We start from the raw sequence: 24,119 nt of genomic DNA, 5'->3' as shown, positions 1-24,119 counted from the left end.
ATCGATGGAAAAAGAAGCAGCTAAACGACGTGTGGAACAACTGCATGCATTGATCAACAAATACAACTACGAATATCACACGCTTGACGATCCGAGTGTGCCGGATTCCGAATATGACAAACTGATGAAGGAGCTCATTTCGATTGAAGAGGAGCACCCGGATCTGAAAACGCCTGATTCGCCTTCACAGCGCGTCGGCGGGGCCGTTTTGGACGCTTTTCAAAAGGTGCAGCACAAAACGCCCATGCTGAGTCTCGGCAATGCGTTTAATGAAGAGGATCTGCGCGACTTTGACCGAAGGGTCCGCCAATCGGTCGGAGACGTCGAGTACAACGTCGAGCTCAAAATCGACGGTCTTGCTGTTTCGCTTCGTTATGAGAACGGGGTATTTGTCAGAGGTGCGACAAGGGGAGACGGAACGACGGGCGAGGATATTACCGAAAACTTGAAGACGATCAGAAACATCCCTCTTAAAATGAAGCGGAGCCTGTCGATTGAGGTGCGCGGGGAGGCTTATATGCCGAAGCGCTCCTTTGAACTGCTGAACGAAGCGCGGCTTGAGCGGGGGGAAGAGCCGTTTGCAAACCCGCGGAATGCGGCCGCCGGCTCATTGAGACAGCTTGACCCGAAAATTGCCGCGAAACGAAACCTCGATATTTTCGTCTACAGTATAGCGGAGCTTGACGAAATGGGCGTCGAAACGCAAAGCCGGGGTCTTGATTTTCTTGATGAACTCGGCTTTAAAACGAATCATGAACGAAAAAAATGCAGCACAATCGAAGAGGTAATCGAGATCGTTGACGAGCTGAAAACAAAGCGGGCCGATCTTCCGTATGAAATCGACGGCATCGTCATTAAAGTCGATTCCCTTGATCAGCAGGAAGAGCTCGGATTTACGGCGAAAAGCCCGCGCTGGGCGATTGCCTACAAGTTTCCGGCCGAAGAGGTCGTGACAAAGCTTTTGGACATCGAATTAAGCGTCGGCCGCACCGGCGTCGTAACGCCGACGGCGATTCTTGAGCCCGTAAAAGTGGCGGGAACGACGGTCCAAAGGGCTTCCCTTCATAACGAAGATTTAATTAAGGAGAAGGATATCCGGCTGTATGACAAAGTCGTCATCAAAAAAGCGGGAGACATCATCCCCGAGGTTGTCAATGTGCTCGTCGAACAGCGGACAGGCGAAGAAAAGGAATTCAGCATGCCTGACGAATGCCCTGAATGCGGAAGCGAACTCGTCAGAATCGAAGGAGAAGTCGCTCTGCGCTGCATCAATCCGGAATGTCCGGCCCAGATCAGGGAAGGGCTGATTCACTTCGTCTCCCGCAATGCGATGAATATTGAAGGGCTTGGAGAGCGCGTCATCACCCAGCTGTTCCGCGAGGATTTGGTCAAGAATGTCGCCGATCTTTACAAGCTGACGCGGGAGCAGCTCATCAACCTCGAACGAATGGGAGAAAAATCGACCGACAACCTGCTTCAATCGATCGAAAAATCGAAGGAAAACTCGTTGGAGCGGCTTCTTTTCGGCCTCGGCATCCGCTTTATCGGAGAGAAAGCGGCAAAAACGCTCGCGATGCACTTTGAGACGATTGACCGCCTCAAAACAGCATCAAAAGAAGAATTGCTGGAAGTCGACGAAATCGGCGAAAAGATGGCTGATGCGATCGTCACCTATTTTGAAAAAGAAGAGATGCTCAAACTTTTGGATGAGCTTGAACAGCTTGGCGTGAACATGGTGTATACAGGCCCGAAACAAGTAAAAGCCGAAGACAGCGACTCCTACTTTGCAGGAAAAACGATCGTGCTGACCGGAAAGCTCAGCGAAATGTCGCGTAACGACGCGAAAGCGGAAATCGAAGCGCTCGGGGGAAAAATCACAGGCAGCGTAAGCAAAAAAACCGATCTTGTCATTGCCGGCGAAGCAGCAGGCAGCAAACTGGCCAAAGCTGAAGAGCTTAACATCGAAGTATGGGATGAAGCAAGATTGATCAGAGAGCTAAAGAAATAAGAGGAGTGTTTTCTATTGAAAAAAGCATTAATTTTGGCGGCTGCTGCGGGGATGCTGATGCTCTCAGCCTGTGCGCCGTCGAATTTTAAGGGAAAAGAGGAGCAGGAGATGGTGCAAAAGACGAAAAAGTCGAAAGAAAAAGCCATCATTCCGAAATACAACATCTCTGATTCGTATTATAAAATGGTTCTTCCTTTTAAAGCAGGAAAGGCGCGCGGATTGACAACCGAACAGATGAACACGAGGCTTGACATCGATGAATTCGAAACGGGCATGATGCGCCTCGCCCAAGATTCTTTCTCAACGAAAGACTACCTTTTTCAGGAAGGGCAGTATTTGGATGAAGATACGGTCTCAAGCTGGCTGGCCCGCAAAAAAACGGGAAGCGACCTGAAAAAAGCGGAGAAAAAGGATAAGGATTTTAAAAACCTCGGGCTGAATCCGGCTCTTTCCGGCAGCGGGTCTGCTGAAAAGCAAAACGAAGAAAGCCCGATTTATCTGGCCCATATGCTTGAACACGATTACCTCGTCAGAAAAGACAAGGATACGATCGAGCTTGGCGGAGTTGTGATCGGCCTGGCGCTTAACTCGGTATACTATTACCGCGAAAATGTCGGCGATCCGCAAAAAGAAGTGACGATCAGCACTAAGAAATTGAAAGAAGAGGGCGAAAAGATCGCTCAGGAAGTGGCAAAACGCGTCCGGAACATGAAGGATCTCAAAAACATTCCGCTCACGATCGTCCTGTACAAGCAGGCGCCAAAATCGTCGATCGTGCCAGGAAACTTTATTGCCAAAACCGAGGTTAAGGCCGGAACAAGCGATATCTCAGGCTGGGATAACATCAATGAAGGATACACATTCTTCCCGTCAACGGACGGAACAGAAAAGCATCCGGACGATGCGGAGCTGTTTAACCGCTTTAAAAATAAAATCGAAACATACTTTCCAAACTACACAGGCGTCGTCGGAACGGCTTTGTACAAAGACGACCAAATGCAGGAAATGAAAATCAACATTCCGATGCAATTCTACGGCAAAAGCGAAGTCATTGCATTTACGCAATTTCTGACCGGAGAAGTGATGGATTATTACGGCAAAAGCGAGCTGAACGTCGAGATTAACATTACGTCTTCAGACGGCCAGGAAGCCCTCATCCTCAAAAAGCCGGGAGCCAAAGAACCGACCGTTCATATTTATGATTCATAAAAAAAGAAGCAGCTGTTTAACGGCTTCTTCTTTCAGTTTGGCTTGAAGACTGGGAATTGCGAGCATCGGAGCGGACTTTCCACACGACATGATGACGGCGGCGTTCAGGCTGGGCGCCTGAGCCATTAGCCGCCGTTCCTTTCTTGCGTGAGGACCAAAGCGCGGTGACCGCGAATGCAAGCGTTTGTTAACAAGCTGATTTTTTTACATCGTATCGCACTTCACCCCGACGACTCCGTCGATCGATTTGATATCGTAATACACATCTGTTACATACCGTTTCCTGTGAACCCTCACTTTCGTCTCCATCACCGCAAACTCTTTTTCAGGCATGTCATCGATCCGGACGGAGTGGATGCGGATATGCTTCGCTTTCATTTCCTTGAGAATGTCCGTCATTTTGTCCTTGTCGGACAATGACATGCGGACGCGGATTTCTTTCTCCTGCAGGCGGTTCGGGCCGATTTTTCCGACGACCCACGGCAGAAATTCGACGCTGATTAAAATAAATGCGAGACTGATAAATGCTTCCTTATAAAAGCCTGCACCTATGGCGACGCCGAGACCCGCCGCTCCCCAGATCATCGCTGAGGTGGTGAGCCCGGAAATGACGTCATTGCTTTTACGCAAAATGACGCCGGCTCCGATAAAGCCGATCCCGGAAATGATTTGTGCAGGCAGACGCAAAGGGTCCATCATGATCCTGTTCGACCTTGGAAAATGATAGGCCGCGTCAATGCTGATCATCGTCAACACGCATGAACTGATGGCGATGACAATGCACGTTTTCAAGCCGAGCGGCTTATTTTTCAATTCCCTTTCGAGGCCGATGACCATCCCGACCAATGTCGCGATTCCAAGCTTCATCAGCGTATCCATATCGATGTGCCAATCCATGCGCATGTCTCCTTTCTTTCATATTGCTTTCATAATTGATATGATTTTCTCACAGAGAAGATGGGCGTACAACTGGTTTTTCAGAAGGGGGGATATACATTGCTGATTTTTTTATCACTTCTCTTTCCGCTCACGGTCGTTTCCGTTATCCTGATCGCTGCGTATAACATGTTTATCCGCAAGAAAACCGTTCAAAACCACTACACTCCCTTTGATTATATTGCCGGACAGACATCAAAAGAATTCCATGCAGAAAAAAAAGAACAGGATGGCCGGGAGGATGACGATTCAGGGGAAGGGAAATAAAAAGGCCGCAGGGAATACCCTGGACGGCCTTTTCGTCTATGATGCAGAACGGTGCTTTTCTTCCATCTCCTCAAACATCTCAGCCGCTTTTTCAGCGGGCTGATGCGTCATGAAGCTGACGGCGACAACCGCTGCGAGGCTCAGGAAGAAGCCCGGAATCATTTCGTATATGCCGGTCGTTTGATCGAGTCCGGTCATAATCCAGATCAGCACAGTAACAGCGCCGGTCATGATGCCTGCCAGGGCGCCCCACTGATTCATCCGCTTCCAGTAGAGACTGAGCAGAATCGCAGGTCCAAACGCCGAACCGAATCCGGCCCACGCATAGCCGACGAGCTTCAAAATCGTGTCATTCGGACTTAACGATAAAAGAAGGGCGATGACGGCGACCAACAGGACGCTCAGCCGTCCGACGAGGACAAGCTCTTTATCCGTTGCCCCGCGGCGGAAAAACGTTCTGTATAGGTCTTCGGTCATGGCGCTTGAGGTGACCAGGAGCTGGGATGACACCGTACTCATGATCGCTGCAAGCAGCGCTGAAAGCAAGAATCCGGTGATCAACGGATGAAACAGAATGTTAGAAAATACGATGAAAATCGTTTCCGGATCTTTCAGGCTGATACCTGTTTGATGGACGTAAGCTACCCCGATCAGCCCCGTAAGTAATGCACCGGCTACTGAGACGATCATCCAGCCCATTCCGATGCGGCGGGCGGGTTTCAGCTCTTTCACCGATGAAATCGCCATAAAACGGACGATGATGTGCGGCTGCCCGAAGTAGCCCAATCCCCAGGCAATAAAAGAAATAATGCTAATGACGGTCGTTCCTTTGAAGAAGTCCAACAGGCTTGGATTGACTTCTTCTATCATATTGAATGTCGGCGTAACTCCGCCCAACTGAGTAAAGGCAACGATCGGCACGAGCACTAGTGCGATAAACATAATCAACCCCTGCACAAAGTCGGTCAGACTGACAGCCAAAAATCCTCCGAACAGCGTATAGGCAATTACGACGAGGGCGGTAGAGAACAAACCGATCCTATAGTCAAGACCGAACGCCGTTTCAAACATCCGTCCTCCGGATACCATGCCAGCTGACGTATACAGCGTAAAGAACACCATGATGACGAGGGCTGACGCCAGACGCAGGACTCTTGTCGTATCATTGAATCGATTTTCGAAAAAGTCTGGAATGGTAATCGCGTCATTCGCCACTTCCGTAAATGTACGCAAGCGCGGTGCGACAAGCACATAGTTGACATAAGCTCCGATCGTCAGGCCGACGGCAAGCCAGCCGCTCGAAAGTCCTGTGACATACATCGCTCCCGGCAGCCCCATCAGCATCCAGCTGCTCATATCAGACGCCCCGGCCGATAAAGCCGTAACAGCAGGTCCAAGGTCTCTGCCTCCGAGCATATAGTCATTCAAATTGGATGTTTTTCGGTAGGAATACCAGCCGATTAAGAGCATGGCGGCAAAATAAATGCCAAGTGAAATAAATACTTCAATACTCACGTTTCGTATCTCTCCTCTTTACAATAATGTGGCATCACCTCTCCTGAAATTTTAACAATACTGATTTGCTGTGTACGAAGATTGATTTGCAGGGCCTCGTCTTTAAGATCAAGTATTGGAAAAACCAGGCGCTGCCATGTGATCGTACTTAGTTACCTAACCTATCAAACTATTCCGCATCAATCAACCGCAGGACACGCCCGTTCTTTCGAAAAAAGGACACGGCCGTTCCGATGGGCATCACAATGAAAACGCTTACAAATAAACATAAAAGTAAAAATGTTCTGAATTTTAGTACAGACCACTACCGGGCCGTTTTTAGTATACAATAGAGTCAGGGCCGGGATTCCGCGGTTTTGTTGATTTAGAAGGCTGAAATTTGATATGATCAGTATTATATGACTAAGCGAGAATCATCTTGGAGGTGTTTGTGTAATGTCGCGTATTTCAATAGAAGAAGTAAAGCATGTCGCCCATCTGGCCAGGCTGGCGATCACGGATGAGGAAGCGGCTATGTTTACCGAACAGCTTGACAGCATTATTTCTTTTGCCGAAGAGCTGAATGAAGTCGATACAGAGAATGTCAAGCCAACGACACATGTATTGCAAATGAAGAATATCATGAGGGAAGATGTCCCGGATAAAGGCCTTCCGGTTGAGGATGTCGTCAAAAACGCACCTGATCATAAAGACGGCTATATTCGCGTGCCGTCAATTCTGGACTAAAGGAGGGAGCGAGAGACCATGTCATTGTTTGACCATAAAATATCTGAACTGAAAAGTCTCATACATAAAAAAGAGATCAGCATATCGGACTTAGTCGATGAATCGTATAAGAGGATTCAGGAAGTCGATGGAAAGGTGCAGGCCTTTTTGCAGCTTGATGAAGAAAAAGCCCGCGCTTATGCCAAAGAGCTCGATGAAGCTGTAGGCGGCCGGGACGAGCACGGCCTTTTGTTCGGGATGCCGATCGGAATCAAGGATAATATCGTCACAAAGGATCTTCGCACAACGTGTTCAAGTAAAATTTTGGAAAACTTCGACCCGATCTATGACGCTACGGTTGTTGAGCGCCTGCACGATGCAGAGGCGGTTACGATCGGAAAGCTGAACATGGATGAATTTGCGATGGGGTCTTCCACGGAAAATTCCGGTTTCCAAAAAACGAAAAACCCGTGGAACTTAGAAACCGTTCCGGGCGGCTCAAGCGGCGGCTCCGCGGCGGCGGTTGCGGCGGGAGAAGTGCCGTTTTCACTCGGTTCTGACACGGGCGGATCGATCCGCCAGCCGGCTTCTTTCTGCGGCGTCGTCGGCTTAAAGCCTACATACGGTCGCGTGTCACGATACGGTTTAGTCGCGTTTGCTTCTTCTTTGGATCAAATCGGACCGATCACAAGATCTGTCGAGGACAACGCATACCTTCTCCAGGCGATTGCGGGCGTCGACAAAATGGATTCGACAAGCGCAAATGTGGACGTGCCTGACTACCTGTCTGCGCTGACAGGCGATATTAAAGGCTTAAAAATCGCCGTTCCGAAAGAATACCTCGGCGAAGGGGTAAGCGAAGAAGCGAAGCAGTCCGTCCTTGAAGCGCTAAAAGTGCTTGAAGGTCTTGGCGCGACATGGGAAGAAGTATCCCTTCCGCACAGCAAATACGCGCTTGCGACGTACTACCTGCTGTCGTCATCAGAAGCTTCGGCGAACCTTGCCCGCTTTGACGGCATCCGCTACGGCTACCGCACCGACAATGCCGACAACCTGATCGACCTTTATAAACAAACGCGTTCAGAAGGCTTCGGAGACGAAGTGAAGCGCCGTATCATGCTCGGCACGTTCGCGTTAAGCTCAGGCTACTACGATGCGTACTATAAAAAGGCGCAAAAGGTCAGAACGCTGATCAAAAAAGACTTTGAAGACGTATTCGAAAACTATGACGTCATCATCGGACCGACAACGCCGACACCTGCGTTTAAAATCGGCGAAAAAACGAGCGATCCGCTCACAATGTATGCAAACGACATCCTGACGATCCCGGTCAACCTTGCGGGTGTACCGGGAATCAGCGTACCGTGCGGATTTGCGAACGGTTTGCCGCTCGGCCTGCAAATCATCGGCAAACACTTTGACGAAAGCACAGTATACCGCGTCGCCCATGCATTCGAACAGGCGACAGACCATCATAAAGCAAAACCTGAACTGTAAGGGGTGAAAAAACATGAACTTTGAAACGGTAATCGGACTTGAAGTCCACGTTGAGCTAAAAACGAAATCGAAAATCTTCTCAAGTTCGCCGACGCCATTCGGAGCTGCGGCCAATACGCAGACAAGCGTCATCGATTTGGGATATCCGGGCGTTTTGCCTGTCTTGAATAAAGAAGCCGTCAATTTTGCCATGAAAGCGGCGATGGCGTTAAACTGCGAAATCGCGACAGAGACGAAATTTGACCGGAAAAACTATTTTTACCCTGACAACCCGAAAGCGTACCAAATTTCCCAATTCGATAAACCGATCGGCGAAAACGGCTGGATCGAAATCGAAGTCGGCGGAAAAACGAAACGCATCGGCATCACGCGCCTTCACCTTGAAGAGGATGCCGGCAAACTGACGCACACAGGCGACGGATACTCCCTTGTCGACTACAACCGCCAAGGTACGCCGCTGGTTGAAATCGTTTCAGAACCGGACATCCGCACGCCTGAAGAAGCGTACGCGTATCTTGAAAAGCTGAAGTCGATCATTCAATATACGGGCGTTTCCGACTGTAAGATGGAGGAGGGATCGCTCCGCTGCGACGCCAACATTTCGCTCCGCCCGGTCGGACAGGAAGAATTCGGCACAAAGACAGAGCTGAAAAACCTGAACTCCTTTGCCTTCGTCCAAAAAGGCCTTGAGCATGAAGAAAAACGCCAGGCGCAAGTATTGCTGTCAGGCGGCATCATTCAGCAGGAAACGCGCCGCTATGATGAGGCATCAAAAACGACGATTTTGATGAGGGTCAAAGAAGGCTCTGACGACTACCGCTATTTCCCTGAACCGGACCTTGTCGAGCTTTACATCGACGACGAGTGGAAACAGCGCGTAAAAGACAGCATTCCGGAGCTTCCGGATCAGCGCCGCAAGCGTTACATCGAGGAGCTCGGCCTGCCTGCCTATGACGCGAAGGTCTTGACGCTGACAAAAGAAATGTCAGACTTCTTCGAAGCAGCCGTCGAAAAAGGCGCTGACGCCAAGCTCGCATCAAACTGGCTGATGGGTGAAGTATCGGCTTACCTGAATGCACAGCAAAAAGAGCTCGCAGACGTCGCGCTTACGCCGGAAGGCCTTGCAGGTCTGGTCAAGCTGATCGAAAAAGGCACGATTTCATCGAAAATCGCGAAAAAAGTCTTCAAAGAATTAATCGAAAACGGCGGAGACGCTGAAAAAATCGTCAAAGAAAAAGGCCTTGTGCAAATCTCTGACGAAGCTACGCTCAGAAAGCTTGTCACAGAAGCGCTCGACAACAATCCGCAGTCGATCGAGGACTTCAAAAACGGAAAAGACCGTGCAATCGGCTTCCTCGTCGGCCAAATCATGAAAGCTTCAAAAGGCCAGGCAAACCCGCCGATGGTCAACAAGCTTTTGCTTGAAGAAATTAATAAACGGTAATATAAAACCCTTGGAGAAATCGTTTCTCCAAGGGTTTTTTTATTCAACGACAGGCGTTAATGAATCGCCGTTCCATATTTCTCCCTTATTCAGCATCCAGCTATCGTTATAAAGATTTGCCGCCCCCTTGTTTGCAGCGGGGCTCCAGCCGTCATTCCAGGCTAAGAAGTAGATGGTTTTCGAAAATTTTTCTCTGATCGCATTGATAAATAATGCGTAATCCAGGCTGCCGTTCGTTTCCTGCGGCCCGACTTCTGTGAAGGCAAACGGCTTGTTAAGAGATGTCAGTTCGTCATACCCCGGGATCGAATATGCGTCTGTAAAGTATGCGTCTAATCCGACAATGTCAACATATGAATCCCCCGGATAGAAGTCTGTCTTATAATCTCTGTTTGCGTCAGGCGCATATACCCAGATGAGGTTGTCCAATCCTCTTGTATCTGTCATATAGTGATAGATTTTTGTATAAAGCCGTTTATACAAAGAAATCCTCTGGCTGTCCTTTTGATTATATTCTGTGAGCCCCCACCAGAACCACTCGCCGGAAGAGGCCTGAAAAGCACGGGAACGCCTTCATCTTTCAGCTGCTGAAGACCGTCTGCGATTTTCTTTAGCATGGCATCAAGGCGCTGTCCTTCAGGTGTGGTTGAATTCAATATGTTCTCATACTGGGCATTTGAAATCTGAGTTTTAAAATGGCCCGATTGAAACGCGGGATTGGCAAGGTGCATGCTGATTTGAGGGATGCCGCCGCTTTTCCAGTGCGATATTAAATCGCTGTTGCAGCTGTAATCAATCGTATCGGCAATGTTTGCCGGTTCAAGCCATCCTTTTGCATAGTCACAACCGTAAACGGCAGGCAGCTGTCCGGCAGCGTTTTTGATACGATCGGCTTCTGCCATTGAAAACGTATCACCGCTGTATCCGCCGAATGCACCTGATAACACCTTGTTGTCTGAACGGTTCGGCAGATGGGCGAGCCAGTTCATGATCGCTTTTGTCGTCGGCTGTGCGTCAGGATTAACCGGTAAAACGGTGTGTGCGTATACCGGCTGTGAAGCAGCCAAAATAAAACATAATGCGATGACAAAACATGAGATATTTCTTTTCATCGCGGCAAAACCTCCTGCTCTTTTTATACATCTATTCAAAATCTATCTAATTGTACGACCGATATTGAAAAAGGGACATGGGACGATCGTTTGATTTTCCATCAGGGATATTTCCGCCTTATTAAAAAGGTATATGGCGGTTTTATTATAAATAGTTCGAAAGACCTTATGGAAAAGAGTATAATAGCAGTGAGGCAACAAATATTTTAATAGGAGATGAGGAAAATGAAAGCGCTTAGATGGCACGGTGCGAAAGACTTGCGATTGGAACAAATCGACGAACCTCAGGCGGCTGCGGGCAAAGTGAAAGTCAAAGTAGAATGGTGCGGGATTTGCGGAAGCGATCTTCACGAATATACCGCAGGTCCTATTTTCATTCCGACTGAAACACACCCGCTAAGCGGCGATAAAGCCCCGGTTGTTTTGGGACACGAATTTTCCGGACAGGTCGTGGAAGTAGGAGAAGGGGTTACAAATGTTAAAGCCGGCGATCGTGTAACGGTTGAACCGATCTACGCGTGCGGCGAATGTGAAGCTTGCAAACAAGGAATGTATAATCTGTGCGATAAAATGGGATTCTTCGGGCTCGCCGGGGGAGGCGGCGGATTTTCCGAGTATGCAGCCGTTCCGGCGGAAATGATTCATAAATTGCCGGATGATGTATCATTTGAACAAGGGGCGCTTGTTGAACCGTCAGCCGTTGCGCTTCATGCCGTCCGTCAAAGCAAATTGAAAGTCGGTGACAAAGCGGCCGTTTTTGGGACAGGTCCAATCGGCCTGCTTGTGATTGAAGCGTTAAAAGCGTCCGGCGCATCGGAAATCTACGCTGTCGAATTATCAGACATCCGCCGGCAAAAAGCGGCAGAGCTTGGTGCGATTGTCATTGATCCAAAACAATGCGACGCAGTGGCCGAAATCCAAAAACGGACAAACGGCGGCGTCGATGTAGCTTATGAAGTGACCGGCGTGCCGCCCGTTTTAAAACAAGCGATTCATGCAACAAAAATCAACGGGGAAACGATGGTCGTCAGCATTTTTGAAAAAGAAGCGCCGATCCATCCTCACGATATCGTCATGAAGGAAAGGACATTAACCGGGATCATCGGCTACCGCGACGTGTTTCCGGCTGTCATCAGTCTGATGGCTCAAGGATATTTCCCGGCTGACAAATTGGTTACGAAACGAATTACGCTTGATGAGGTCATCGAAGAGGGCTTTGAAGGATTATTGAGAGAAAGAGATCAAGTGAAAATCCTGGTCAAAGCTGAATAAATTAAGAAACCAGATTCCGATTTTTATGGGAATCTGGTTTCTTTTTTAGCGATCAAGAAAACGGGAGATCATCTGAAAGAGATGCCGCAAGCTTTCCTCCTGTTCCAGGTTCGTCAGCATTCCTTGAATGACGGGCTTCCGCGGAGCCTCCAGTTTCAGCTCCTCTTCCAGCACATCAAGCGTGATGTGAATGTCTTCGGCCAGATCCGTATGATTCCTGTATGTTGCGATCTCTTCAAGAATCCCGTTTTTATCAACTTTTTGCGGGCCGTCGCGGTACAGTAGATACGTTCTTTCCGCAAGAATCGGCCGTTCACCGCTTTGCGTCATGCCGCTGATCATCTCGTCGACCCTTCTGATAATAAAACCGGCAAGCTCATCAAAGTCAATGTCGAGCTCGTTGAAGATAAACAAATTTTGATAAGAGTGCACGATTCCCTGCACCATGACCGTCAAGTCATCGAGGAAAGGCTGTGCGGCGTCGCCGTAGGCCGCCAGCAGCGCCTCCTGATACGCTTCATGAAATTTTCCGCTGACATTTTTAAAATATTCCTCGATTTTGCTGTTTTCCGGGATGCTGTGCTCGCTGATCATCACAAGGATGAAGTCTCGATGCTCTTTGCTCTCTTTAAACTGATAAGCAATCTGTTCCTTGAAAATGTCCTTCGGAGGAGAATTTTTTTGCCGGATCCTCTTCATATTTTCTGTCATTCTATCGATATAATACTTAATGATTGCGAGAAGCAGCGCGTCCTTCGATTTAAAATGCAGATAAAAAGCTCCTTTTGAAATGCCGCATTCATTGGAAATCTCCTGAATGGTTGTAGAGGCAAACCCGTTTTTCGCGAACAGGCGAAGGCCGGCTTTAATGATTTTTTCTTCTTTTTCTGTCATGAAAGTACTCCTTTTGAACAACCTTAAAATTGATTTAATTTTAACATATATAAGTTGACGCTATTTACTTTTGACGTTTATTATTGTATAGAATGACCAGTCAGTCAATCAGTATTCAGAAAATATTTTAAAATGGAGGTCGTAATGAATTCTATCATCAATTTTGTGCTGAAGAACAAGTTCGCTGTGTGGCTGATGACGATTATTGTTACGGTTGCCGGCCTTTATGCGGGTTTGAATATGAAGCAGGAATCCATTCCTGACGTAAACATGCCATACCTTTCGATTAATACGACATATCCGGGGGCTGCCCCGAGCCAAGTGGCTGATGATGTCACAAAGCCGATTGAACAAGCTGTGCAGAACCTGGACGGCGTACACGTTGTGACGTCCACGTCTTACGAAAACGCATCATCGGTGATGATCGAATACGATTATGATAAAGATATGGACAAGGCGAAGACAGAAGCGGCTGAAGCGCTGGAAAACGTCAATCTTCCCGATGACGTGAAAGATCCGGAAATTTCGCGCTACAGCATGAACTCCTTCCCGATCCTGACGCTCAGCGTATCAAGCGACAAAAACAACCTTCAAGAGCTTACGAAAAACGTGGAAAACAGCCTCGTTCCTAAGCTTGAAGGCATTGAAGGCGTAGCCTCTGTTCAAGTATCCGGACAGCAGGTTGAAGAAGTTGAATTTTCTTTTAAAGAAGACAAAATGAAAAAATACGGCCTTGACAAAGACACAGTCAAGCAAGTGATTCAAGGGTCAGATGTGACAACTCCGCTTGGATTGTACACATTCGGCAATAAAGAAAAATCAGTCGTCGTCAGCGGCGATATCGAAACAATCAAAGATTTGAAGAATATGAGAATACCGGTCGCATCTGCTTCTAGTGCAAGCGGTGCAGCTGCACAGGGTGCACAAGCTGCCGGGGGCGCGCAGATGGCCGCACAGACCCGGCAAAGCGCAAGTACAGAAGTGCCGACTGTCAAGCTTTCTGAGATTGCCAATATTAAAGACGTGAAAAAAGCCGAATCGATTTCACGCACGAACGGAAAAGACAGCATCGGCATCAATATCGTCAAAGCAAATGATGCAAATACGGTAGAGGTTGCCGACAACGTCAAAAAAGAACTGAAGCAATTCAAAGAAGACCACAAAGGCTTCCAATACAGCGCTACGTTAGACATGGCTGAACCGATCACCCAGTCGGTCGAAACGATGCTGGACAAAGCGATTTTCGGGGCGCTCTTTGCGATTGTGATCATTCTCTTATTCTTAAGAGATATTAAATCAACATTAATTTCGATCGTTTCTATCCCATTGTCTCTGCTCATCGCGCTGCTGGTCTTAAACCAGCTTGATATCACGCTGAATATCATGACGCTCGGCGCCATGACGGTCGCGATCGGCCGGGTTGTCGACGACTCGATCGTCGTCATCGAGAACATTTACCGCCGCATGAGGCTGAAAGATGAACCGCTCCGCGGAAAAGCATTGGTCCGCGAAGCGACGAAAGAAATGTTCAAGCCGATCATGTCATCAACGATCGTGACGGTTGCGGTATTCCTGCCGCTCGCACTCGTCGGCGGCCAGATCGGCGAATTGTTCATCCCGTTCGCCCTGGCGATCGTATTTGCGCTTGCCGCATCACTCCTGATTTCGATCACGCTCGTGCCGATGCTCGCGCACAGCCTGTTCAAAAAATCGCTGACGGGAGCGCCTGTAAAAGGGAAAGAACATAAGCCTGGAAGACTGGCAAACGCCTATAAAAAAATCTTAAACTGGGCGCTCAGCCATAAATGGATTACATCGATCATCGCGATTCTGATGCTGCTCGGAAGCTTGTTCCTCGTTCCGTTGATCGGCGCAAGCTACCTGCCGTCTGAAGAAGAAAAAACGATCCAGATCACATACACGCCTGAACCGGGCGAAACGGAAAAAGAAGCGGAAGACGAAGCCGCAAAAGCCGAAAAGCTCTTATTGGACCGCAAGCACGTCGATACGGTTCAATACTCTTTAGGCTCAAGCAGCCCGCTCGCCCAAGGGAATTCAAACGGCGCGCTCTTCTATATTAAATATGAAGAGGATACGCCTGATTTTGACAAAGAAAAAGACAACGTGCTGAAAGAAATCCAGAAAAAATCCAAACGCGGAGAATGGAAAACGCAGAATTTCAACTCTTCGGGCAATAACAACGAATTAACGTACTACGTGTACGGCGATTCTGAAAAAGATATTAAAGGCACTGTCAAAGACATCGAAAAGATCATGAAGGATCAAAAAGATCTGAAAAACGTGAAGTCAGGCCTTTCCAGCACATATGACGAATACACATTTGTCGCAGACCAGGAGAAGCTGAGCAAACTCGGTTTGACGGCGTCTCAAATTTCTCAGGCCTTAATGACAGAAACGTCGCAGGCTCCACTGACAACCGTCAAAAAAGACGGCAAAGAGCTAGATGTCAACATTAAAACAGAAAAAGACGAGTATAAGAGCGTCAAAGATTTAGAAAACAAAAAGCTCACATCGGCGACAGGCCAGGAAGTGAAAATCGGCGATGTCGCAAAAGTAAAAGAAGGCACGACATCTGACACCGTTTCAAAACGCGACGGAAAAGTCTATGCCGATGTCACAGGGGAAATCAAGACAGACAACATCACAAAGGTATCAAGCGATGTCCAGAAGAAAATTGACAAGCTTGACCTTCCTGACAACGTTACGATCGATACAGGCGGCGTTTCCGCAGATATCGCCGACTCCTTTACGAAGCTCGGAATCGCGATGCTTGCAGCGATTGCGATCGTTTACCTCGTGCTCGTGATTACGTTCGGCGGAGCATTGGCGCCGTTTGCGATTCTGTTCTCGCTGCCGTTTACAGTCATCGGAGCCTTGGCCGGGCTTTACGTCTCAGGTGAAACGATCAGCTTGAACGCGATGATCGGCATGCTGATGCTGATCGGAATCGTCGTCACAAACGCGATCGTCCTGATCGACCGCGTCATCCATAAGGAAGCGGAAGGACTGTCTACGAGAGAAGCGCTCCTTGAAGCCGGCTCTACACGACTCCGCCCGATCCTGATGACGGCGATTGCGACAATCGGCGCCCTGATTCCGCTGGCGCTCGGATTCGAAGGCGGCAGCCAGGTCATTTCAAAAGGGCTCGGCGTTACCGTTATCGGCGGTCTGATCAGTTCGACCCTTCTGACATTGGTTATTGTGCCGATCGTATATGAAATTTTGGCCAAATTCCGCCGGAAAAAGCCGGGAATGGAAGAAGAGTAGGATATAAGAAAGCCTCAGCTTTTGACAGCTGAGGCTTTTTTTAATCATTGGGGTTGATGATCGCCAATACTTGATGATCCTCCCATTTTCCGTTGATTTTGACGTTTTTTCTGGCAAGCCCTTCTTTGTGAAAACCCGCTTTTTCGAGCACGCGGATCGATCCGAGATTATGGGGCATGACGCCGGCTTCGATGCGATGCAGCTTCAAATCATTGAACGCATAGTCGACCATCAGCTTGACCGCTTCTGTCGTATAGCCTTTCCCGTTGTGCTTTTCATCGAGAAAATAGCCGATAAACGCGCTTTGCAGAGAGCCGCGCAGCACTTGAAAGAGGTTGATGGTGCCGATCAGCGCATCATCTGTCTGAAGAAAAATCCCGAAATAGTAGTCTTCGTCTTGCTGCATTTGTTCCCAAAACGTTTGCAGCCGCTTTTTTTGCCCTTCAAGCGTATAAAAATCAGCAGTGCGCTCCATCGAAAACCGTTCGAAAAACCCGCGGTTGTCTGTCTGCAGCTTCAGGCACGCTTCCGCATCGTCGGCCGTCAGCGGCCTGATATAAATCGACTCTCTTCTTTTCACGCCATTGCCCCCTTATATTGCCGGAATGTTGTCGGCTTTTTTCATTAACTCTTCAAAGTAGGAAAAGAACGCTTCCCTGTCGACCTGATCGACGACTTCGACCGGCCTCCCGTCTGGATGTGCCTCTGTCGTTCCTTGGCGCGGGCTTTCCGTGTGAACGATCGCATTGACCGTTTTTGAGCCGATCATATCCTTTTTGCCGAGCGTCAGCGTCGTCAGCACATCCCACAGGTAGTAGGTGGAGTTTGTCTCCGTATGTACAAGCGGCGGGCAGAGCGCATAGCATTGGCCGATAAAATCAATGCCGATATACTTTCGCAGGCTCGCCCAATGCGAGCGAATGTCATTTGTCAAAGGCACCTGGTTCGTGCTTTCAAGTGCGACCATTTCGATCGCAATGCCGCTCTCAAACACCGTCTTCACGCTGTACGGGTCCCAAAACGCGTTCCATTCCGCCGTCCCGTCGTGCTCAGGCTCCTCGACATTCCCTTTTTCAAGAAAGGTGCCGCCCATCCAGACAAGCTTTTCAATCCGCTTTTCGATCGACGGATCTTTTTCAAGCGCGCGCGCCAAATCCGTGAGCGGTCCGGTAAACAGCAATGTCACCGGTTCTTTGCTGCCGTTTACCTTCTCAATCAGATGAAGGTGGGCGGGAAGGTCGGAAACAGGAGTCTCTACCGTCCCTTTTTCGTTTAAAATCGGCAAGGCGTCAACATAAAAGGCGTGCATGCGCCACTCCTTTGGAAAAGGGTTGACCCCTCTTGAATCAGATGCCGCCGTCTCGACACGGTACGAGCCGAAGCGGTCGATGATTTTTCTGCTTGCGCTCAGCGCAGGCTCCAGATAGCAGTCACCGGGTATGACAGATGTCCCGATCAATTCGATATCGTCCATTTGCAATAGCAAAAATAAGGAGACGAGATCGTCGACCCCTCCGTCATGGTTGAAATAAACAAGCTTCTTCACGTGATCACACCCTTTTTTCTTAATATTTATTATTTTACATCAATTGATCTTCAAAGTCTTTTCACGTTCTTATTTACTAAGGTTGGCATCCATTTAGTTGCGATTTTTTCAACAACTAGTATAATTAAAGGTTGTTGGTAAAGAAATGATACGGATACTCTAATAGGATGATGAACATGAAACGTGCACGAATCATATACAACCCGACTTCCGGACGCGAAATTTTCAAAAAAAATCTTGCCCAAGTTCTCCAAAAATTCGAACAGGCGGGCTTCGAGACATCATGCCACGCAACGACAGGAGAAGGGGACGCCGTACAGGCCGCCAGAAGCGCCGCAGAGAGAGAGTTTGATTTAATCGTTGCAGCGGGCGGCGACGGGACGCTGAACGAAGTCGTCAACGGCCTGGCGCCGTTGGAAGTCCGTCCGAACCTCGGGGTCATACCGGTCGGGACGACAAATGATTTCGCAAGAGCCCTCGGCATACCGAGAGAGGATATTTTAAAGGCCGTTGACACAATACTAGAAGGAGAACCCCGTCCGATCGACATCGGTCGCGTAAACGGCCAGTATTTCATCAATATCGCCGGAGGCGGACGCCTGACCGAACTGACGTATGACGTACCAAGCAAATTGAAGACGATGCTCGGCCAGCTCGCTTATTATTTGAAGGGAATGGAAATGCTTCCGTCGCTGAAGCCGACAGAGGTCGAAATCGAATACGACGGCAAGCTGTTCCACGGCGAAGTGATGCTGTTTTTGGTGATGCTCACCAATTCGGTCGGCGGCTTCGAAAAGCTTGCCCCGGACTCAAGCCTGAATGACGGCATGTTTGATCTGATTATTTTAAAACGGACAAACCTCGCCGAATTTATCCGGCTTGCCGGACTCGCGCTCCGCGGCGACCACATCCACAACGAACATGTCATTTATACAAAAGCGAACCGCGTAAAAGTAAAGCAGAAGGACAAAATGCTCTTAAACCTTGACGGCGAATACGGCGGCGAACTGCCCGGAGAATTCGAAAACCTCTACCGCCACATCAATGTCGTAATGTCAAAAGAAAAAGCACAAAGACTAGATGATTGAACTTGGTCTCACAAGACGCGGCCAAGTTTTTCTTATAGCAGGTGAAGAAAATGAAACAAACAGCCCCCGTACAAAAAAATGAATATTACGATGTCGTATTTGAAGATCTGACCCATGAAGGCGCAGGAGTCGCAAAAGTCGACGGCTTCCCGGTTTTCGTCCCGAACGCCTTGCCCGACGAAAAAGCGAAAATCAAAGTCACGCGCGTCAAAAAAGGCTTCGCCTTCGGCCGCCTGATCGATTTAAAGGAAGAAAGCCGCTTCCGCACCAAAGCGCCGTGCCCGATTTACAAGCAGTGCGGCGGCTGCCAGCTGCAGCACATCAATTACGAAGGCCAGCTTCTCTACAAGCAGAAGCAGGTTAAAGACGTGCTCGAACGAATCGGCAAGCTCGACCTCAGCCGCGTCACCGTCCACCCGACCCTCGGCATGGAAGACCCGTGGAATTACCGAAACAAAGCCCAGGTCCCTGTCGGCACAAGGGAAGGCGGTCTTGTCGCAGGCTTCTACCAGCAGCGCAGCCATGAGATCATCGATATGAACAAATGCCTCATCCAGCAGTCGGAAAACGACCGCGTCGTTCAAGCGATCAAAGAAATCTGCAACCGCTACGGAATCAAAGCGTACGACGAAGAACGCCACAAAGGCTGGCTCAGACACATCATGGTCAGATACGGTGTCGCAACTGGCGAAATGATGGTCGTCTTCATCACGAAGACAAACGATTTCCCGCACAAAAACGCAATCATGAAGGAAATCACCGCCTCATTCCCGCACGTCAAATCGATCGTCCAAAACATCAACCCGAAAAAAACAAACGTCATCTTCGGCGACGAAACGCACGTTATCTGGGGAGAAGAATACATCTACGACACCATCGGCGACATTAAATTCGCCATCTCCGCCAGATCGTTCTACCAAGTCAACCCAGAGCAAACGAAGGTGCTCTACGACAAAGCGCTCGAATATGCCGGACTGAACGGCGAAGAAACCGTCATCGACGCCTACTGCGGCATCGGCACGATCTCGCTGTTTCTGGCGAAGCAGGCGAAAAAAGTGTACGGCGTCGAAATTGTGCCGGAAGCGATTGAGGACGCGAAGCGGAATGCTGAGTTGAATGGTATTGAGAACGCTGAGTTTGAAGTTGGCGAAGCTGAGGTCGTGATTCCGAAGTGGTATGAAGAAGGAATTTCGGCTGACACGCTAGTGGTTGACCCGCCGCGCAAAGGCTGCGACGAGGCTTTGCTGCGGACGATTATTGAGATGAAGCCGAAACGTGTTGTGTATGTGTCATGTAATCCTGGTACCTTGGCGCGCGATTTGCGGGTGCTTGAGGATGGCGGGTATGTGACGCTTGAGGTGCAGCCTGTTGATATGTTTCCGCATACGAGCCATGTGGAGTGTTGTGCGTTATTAAAAAAAGTATAATAACTGGAGAAGCATTTTTGCAGGAACATTATTTGCGTTATATAAATAGGATTTACTTTAAGATCTGATGAGAAGAAGTAGTATATAATTAGAAGCCTACTGGGATTTGGTTAGCAACAAAGTTTTTTAGCCATTAAGAAATCCACCTGTAAATACGGGTGGTATTTACTTTTATTTGAGCGGATGACCTATTAAAGAAAGTAATGAGGTAAAGAAAAGGTACGCGAAATTTTGATAGTGAGGGTCTCGACGGAAATCATTATTTTTTAAAATCACTAAGGCAGTATCATGGAATATGATCAAATGATTAATCAAATTTTAAAAATCAAAAGTATGATGAGGAATAATGAGAGGGATACAAACATCAGGATTGATTCGAATAGAAGAATAAAAAAAGTATAAATGTATCTATATGTTATCAATATATTTCACACTAAAATGCTCGGCTTTTGATAGCTGATTTATCAGCTGATTGTCGAATTCATCATCAAAATAATGATTTGTATATAATATATCAATTTCTTTCAAAGGGAAGTTTAAAAGTTCATTAAACTGGTTCCTATCATCGTGATCGTCTAAAAAGATCCCTTTGATTGTATAAAAGTTTTCGAAATATTGAATTAATTTATTAACATTTTCAACTGACTTTTCGACACTCTCTTCTTTCTTTCGACGATAGTATATAACTATATTTGTCACTTGAAACCCCCCTTAAAATAATAGAGGTAAAGTTGAAAAAAGGAACTTTAATATTTTATCACAAAAAATAACCGTTATCCAATAAACTTTGCTATAATGCTTATAGGACAAGTGTTCGGAGGTGAGGATTTATGTTATACAGATTTATTGATTTGTTTGCTGGTATTGGGGGCATCCGGACAGCCTTTGAACCTTATGGTGAATGTGTTTTCTCCTGTGAATGGGACATAAAGGCACAGGAGACATACGAAGCAAACTTCGGGGAAAAACCTGTTGGTGACATCCGGCAAGTTAACGAAAAAGATGTTCCGGATCATGATATATTGCTCGCAGGATTTCCTTGTCAACCGTTTAGTATTGCAGGTGTTTCCAAGAAAAAAAGTCTTGGCCGGGAACACGGCTTTCTGGATGAGACTCAGGGAACTTTATTTTTTGATATTGCACGTATTCTTAAAGAAAAAAAGCCGCAGGCTTTTTTATTGGAAAATGTAAAAAACCTAAAAAGCCATGACAAAGGGAAAACATTTAAGGTGATTATGAATGTATTGGAAGGACTGGGCTACACTGTTTATGCTGAAGTTTTAAATGCAAAAGGCCTTGTCCCACAGAACAGGGAACGCATTTATATAGTAGGCTTCAAAAATCCTCTTAGATTCGAATTTCCGGAAATACCTAATAAGGGACCTGCACTGTATACTATACTTGAAAAAAATGTTGATGAAAAATATACTCTCAGTGATAAGCTTTGGAAATATCTTCAGGATTACAAGGAAAAGCACAGTAAGAAGGGTAACGGATTTGGTTACGGCCTTGCCGATCTAAATTCATATACCAGAACACTATCTGCACGTTATTATAAGGATGGAAGTGAGATCTTAATCCCCCAAGGGGATGACAAAAATCCAAGAAAATTGACCCCAAGAGAATGTGCCCGGTTGCAGGGATTTCCGGAAACATTTAAGATTGTAGTAAGCAATACTGCTGCTTATAAACAGTTTGGTAACAGTGTCGCGGTTCCGGTAGTTAGCTTAATCGCTGAAAAAATGATACAGGCTATTGAACGGAACGAAATACTGGTAGGAGTGAAAGAGGGTCGGTTGGAGTATGCAACAAAATGAGTCAGTTAAACTGACCAATGCAATCAAGGCCGCCAAGGAATTTGGCCGCTTTTACTGTAAGTTTATATCTGCAAACGATGTAGATTTAACAGGTGCACACCAAGTTGGTATTTATATTGCAAAATCGGCATGGAATATTTTTTTTGAAGAGAAAGGTGTGAAAGGAGAGAACAAAGACAAGTGGGTTAAAATACACCTTGATGGCTATACTCCTTTTGATAGCAGGGTAATTTACTATGGCAAAGGAACAAGGAATGAGTACCGAATTACAAGGTTCTGGAGCAATTCACCATTTAATAAGGCGGAACAAGTTGGTAATCTAATTATTTTTATTCCGATTGAGTCTAAAAATTTTCAGGTGCATATTTTGGAGACTGAAGAGGATATTGAAGAATTTATCGACTCTTTTTCTTTATCTTTAATAAGTAACAATGCAGTTTATAATGAGGGCAGAGTTTCGGATCTGGAATTAACAAAAAAATTAGAAAGTGAAATTGAAAAAGCTGCATCAACGTTTAAATATTTCCCAGATACTTTACGACTCGCAGAAGCAGCAAGGGAAATACATAAAAAGGTCTATAAAAAAAGAGAATTTTCCTCAGACAGGATAATTTTGGAGTGGATAAAAACGGAATACAGTGTTTTTCGGGAGATTGAGAGGGAGCTTTATAAAGATCAGCTTTGTTATAATGATTTGGAGTCTCTACTTGCTTTTTCCAAGAGTGCTTTAAATAGAAGAAAAAGCAGGGCGGGAAAATCATTGGAACATCATGTTGATTTTCTGTTTTCTTCCCTTGTTCTTCCGTTCTCCCATCCTGGACAATCCGAGGGGAACAAGAAACCCGATTTTCTTCTGCCATCAAATGCTGCATACGCTGATATATCTTTCCCGGAGGATAAACTTATATTTTTAGGTGCAAAAACAACTTGTAAGGACAGATGGAGACAAATACTGAATGAGGCAGACAGAATAGAAGTAAAGCATTTGTTAACGTTACAACAGGGAATATCTCCAAACCAGCTGGATGAGATGGCGGATGAAAAAGTAACACTGGTAGTCCCGGAACCATATCATTCACTCTATCCTTCTGAATATCGGGGACGGTTATGGACTGTAAATAAATTTATTGAATATGCACGTGAAAAGTATTCAAGCTGAGGTTAAATCTCTAAATTGATACGAGAACTTTCCAATTTAAAAATCTCATAGATTAGTAGAGTAATTTGTATACAAATTGCTCTATTTTTTTAAAAAGATGTTACCAAGGCTAATGGCAACTATCCTGCTATATTGATCCTAACTGTTTTTATTGGTATAAAAATTGTTTTTCAATTTATATAATGCGCCTTCTTGGTGAGTCTTTTCACTTTTAAACTTATTAGATATCATGAAAAAGAAGGTGAATTAGTTGTTACTATTACCTTTTGCATTATTGATAAATTCTACAATATCGTCCACTACTTTATCTAGATTAGTTTTGATTGTATGTTCCCATACTCTTTTAATATACCATCCGTTTTCTATGTAATATCTGTTAACTTCTTCATCTCGAGCCTTATTGCGCGTTAATTTCTTCTCCCAAAATTCTATATTTGTTTTTGGCACATTTCCGTGTAATGGGCAGCAATGCCAAAAACAAGAGTCAATAAATATAACCACTTTATATTTTTTTATTGAAAGATCGGGTTTCCCATACAAGGTCTTAGTATTTTTTCTAAAACGGACTCCCCTCTTCCAAAGCTCTCGTGAAACTTTTTCCTCAAGTTTTGAAATAGACTTAATTGCCTGCATATTTTTTCTTCTTTGCTCTTTCGACATTACATCTGTCATATTTTCTTCCCCTCCATAATCATAGTTAATAGTAGCCTCTTTAAACAAATGATAGACAGGAAATATGTTGCGTCTGCATTTAATTCCGTAGTTTTTAAGGTCTTGTCTCTAATGAATAGTTTAGATTGAAGTAATCTTTAAATATTTTGGTATTTAAGATTCCAAGACAGGAATTCGATCTGTATCGGAAAAATCATAATCATTTCTAAATGTATTCTGTATATAAGATTAGGTATACGAATATTGTAATTTTTTTTGGTGGA

General features: G+C 46.5%; 20 protein-coding genes and 1 pseudogene. 12 read left to right on the top strand and 9 right to left on the bottom strand.

Annotation, left to right across the window (positions count from 1 at the left end; translation table 11 throughout):
* The first annotated feature begins 4 nt into the window (after positions 1-4).
* Positions 5-2,008 (top strand): NAD-dependent DNA ligase LigA, encoded by a 2,004-nt coding sequence (gene ligA, locus AB447_RS12145; protein WP_057957596.1) that lies wholly within the window; start codon positions 5-7, stop codon positions 2,006-2,008.
* Between the two features lie 15 nt (positions 2,009-2,023).
* Complete coding sequence (locus AB447_RS12140; RefSeq protein ID WP_048353936.1) at positions 2,024-3,217, top strand: CamS family sex pheromone protein; 1,194 nt, start codon at positions 2,024-2,026, stop codon at positions 3,215-3,217.
* Here the strand turns inward: AB447_RS12140 and AB447_RS27255 are convergent.
* Positions 3,212-3,343, bottom strand: a complete 132-nt coding sequence (locus tag AB447_RS27255; protein ID WP_269769331.1) for a hypothetical protein — start codon at positions 3,341-3,343, stop codon at positions 3,212-3,214. The two genes, AB447_RS12140 and AB447_RS27255, sit on opposite strands and share 6 nt — an antisense overlap.
* Positions 3,344-3,421: 78 nt before the next feature.
* Complete coding sequence (locus tag AB447_RS12135) at positions 3,422-4,120, bottom strand: MgtC/SapB family protein (RefSeq protein ID WP_096892051.1); 699 nt, start codon at positions 4,118-4,120, stop codon at positions 3,422-3,424.
* Positions 4,121-4,213: 93 nt separating this feature from the next.
* Between AB447_RS12135 and AB447_RS12130 the strand changes: the two genes are divergently transcribed.
* Positions 4,214-4,420, top strand: coding sequence for a DUF3951 domain-containing protein (locus AB447_RS12130; protein ID WP_082634649.1), 207 nt, complete (start codon positions 4,214-4,216; stop codon positions 4,418-4,420).
* Between the two features lie 36 nt (positions 4,421-4,456).
* Here AB447_RS12130 and putP read toward each other — a convergent pair whose 3' ends face one another.
* On the bottom strand, positions 4,457-5,935 hold the full coding sequence (gene putP / locus AB447_RS12125; protein WP_048353938.1) for a sodium/proline symporter PutP: 1,479 nt from the start codon (positions 5,933-5,935) through the stop codon (positions 4,457-4,459).
* 435 nt (positions 5,936-6,370) lie between these two features.
* Between putP and gatC the strand changes: the two genes are divergently transcribed.
* The 3 genes from gatC to gatB are packed head-to-tail and all read left to right on the top strand — an operon-like array spanning position 6,371 to position 9,581.
* The gene (gene gatC / locus AB447_RS12120; RefSeq protein ID WP_003179590.1) at positions 6,371-6,661 is read left to right on the top strand and encodes an Asp-tRNA(Asn)/Glu-tRNA(Gln) amidotransferase subunit GatC; all 291 of its coding nucleotides are present in this window, start codon (positions 6,371-6,373) and stop codon (positions 6,659-6,661) included.
* 18 nt (positions 6,662-6,679) lie between these two features.
* Positions 6,680-8,137 (top strand): Asp-tRNA(Asn)/Glu-tRNA(Gln) amidotransferase subunit GatA, encoded by a 1,458-nt coding sequence (gatA, locus tag AB447_RS12115; protein ID WP_057957587.1) that lies wholly within the window; start codon positions 6,680-6,682, stop codon positions 8,135-8,137.
* A gap of 13 nt (positions 8,138-8,150) precedes the next feature.
* A complete protein-coding gene (gene gatB / locus AB447_RS12110; protein WP_048353939.1) occupies positions 8,151-9,581 on the top strand; it encodes an Asp-tRNA(Asn)/Glu-tRNA(Gln) amidotransferase subunit GatB in 1,431 nt (476 codons plus the stop codon).
* Positions 9,582-9,620: 39 nt separating this feature from the next.
* Here the strand turns inward: gatB and AB447_RS12105 are convergent.
* Positions 9,621-10,570: pseudogene (locus tag AB447_RS12105) on the bottom strand (glycosyl hydrolase).
* A 348-nt stretch (positions 10,571-10,918) separates the two neighbouring features.
* Here AB447_RS12105 and AB447_RS12100 point away from each other — a divergent pair.
* Positions 10,919-11,965, top strand: coding sequence for a 2,3-butanediol dehydrogenase (locus tag AB447_RS12100; RefSeq protein WP_048353940.1), 1,047 nt, complete (start codon positions 10,919-10,921; stop codon positions 11,963-11,965).
* Positions 11,966-12,010: 45 nt separating this feature from the next.
* Here the strand turns inward: AB447_RS12100 and AB447_RS12095 are convergent, their stop codons facing one another.
* Positions 12,011-12,859 (bottom strand): TetR/AcrR family transcriptional regulator, encoded by an 849-nt coding sequence (locus tag AB447_RS12095; protein WP_048353941.1) that lies wholly within the window; start codon positions 12,857-12,859, stop codon positions 12,011-12,013.
* 144 nt (positions 12,860-13,003) lie between these two features.
* Here AB447_RS12095 and AB447_RS12090 point away from each other — a divergent pair, with 144 nt between their 5' ends.
* Positions 13,004-16,147, top strand: coding sequence for an efflux RND transporter permease subunit (locus tag AB447_RS12090; protein ID WP_057957586.1), 3,144 nt, complete (start codon positions 13,004-13,006; stop codon positions 16,145-16,147).
* Between the two features lie 40 nt (positions 16,148-16,187).
* Here AB447_RS12090 and AB447_RS12085 read toward each other — a convergent pair whose 3' ends face one another.
* Together AB447_RS12085 and AB447_RS12080 are read right to left on the bottom strand one after the other, a co-directional pair.
* A complete protein-coding gene (locus AB447_RS12085; protein WP_048353942.1) occupies positions 16,188-16,727 on the bottom strand; it encodes a GNAT family N-acetyltransferase in 540 nt (179 codons plus the stop codon).
* Positions 16,728-16,739: 12 nt separating this feature from the next.
* Entirely contained in the window at positions 16,740-17,693 is a 954-nt protein-coding gene (locus AB447_RS12080; RefSeq protein ID WP_048353943.1) for a nucleoside hydrolase, read from the bottom strand.
* Between the two features lie 176 nt (positions 17,694-17,869).
* On the opposite strand from AB447_RS12080, the gene AB447_RS12075 reads away from it, so the two are divergent.
* On the top strand, positions 17,870-18,781 hold the full coding sequence (locus AB447_RS12075) for a diacylglycerol kinase (RefSeq protein WP_048353944.1): 912 nt from the start codon (positions 17,870-17,872) through the stop codon (positions 18,779-18,781).
* Between the two features lie 50 nt (positions 18,782-18,831).
* The gene (gene rlmD / locus AB447_RS12070) at positions 18,832-20,208 is read left to right on the top strand and encodes a 23S rRNA (uracil(1939)-C(5))-methyltransferase RlmD (protein WP_057957585.1); all 1,377 of its coding nucleotides are present in this window, start codon (positions 18,832-18,834) and stop codon (positions 20,206-20,208) included.
* A gap of 408 nt (positions 20,209-20,616) precedes the next feature.
* Here the strand turns inward: rlmD and AB447_RS12065 are convergent, their stop codons facing one another.
* Positions 20,617-20,907: a hypothetical protein gene (locus tag AB447_RS12065; protein WP_048353946.1), complete on the bottom strand. Its 291-nt coding sequence runs from the start codon at positions 20,905-20,907 to the stop codon at positions 20,617-20,619.
* A 131-nt stretch (positions 20,908-21,038) separates the two neighbouring features.
* On the opposite strand from AB447_RS12065, the gene dcm reads away from it, so the two are divergent.
* On the top strand, positions 21,039-22,025 hold the full coding sequence (gene dcm, locus AB447_RS12060) for a DNA (cytosine-5-)-methyltransferase (RefSeq protein WP_048353947.1): 987 nt from the start codon (positions 21,039-21,041) through the stop codon (positions 22,023-22,025).
* On the top strand, positions 22,012-23,184 hold the full coding sequence (locus tag AB447_RS12055) for a type II restriction endonuclease (protein ID WP_048353948.1): 1,173 nt from the start codon (positions 22,012-22,014) through the stop codon (positions 23,182-23,184). Before dcm ends, AB447_RS12055 begins: the two co-directional genes overlap by 14 nt.
* A 246-nt stretch (positions 23,185-23,430) precedes the next feature.
* Here the strand turns inward: AB447_RS12055 and AB447_RS12050 are convergent, their stop codons facing one another.
* Positions 23,431-23,856: a very short patch repair endonuclease gene (locus AB447_RS12050; protein WP_048353949.1), complete on the bottom strand. Its 426-nt coding sequence runs from the start codon at positions 23,854-23,856 to the stop codon at positions 23,431-23,433.
* Between the last annotated feature and the right edge of the window lie 263 nt (positions 23,857-24,119).

The sequence above is a fragment of the Bacillus glycinifermentans genome, assembly GCF_001042475.2.
Lineage (GTDB): Bacteria > Bacillota > Bacilli > Bacillales > Bacillaceae > Bacillus > Bacillus glycinifermentans.
The sequence above is the reverse complement of the archived record's forward strand: the minus strand, read 5'-3'. Positions and strand labels throughout refer to the sequence as shown.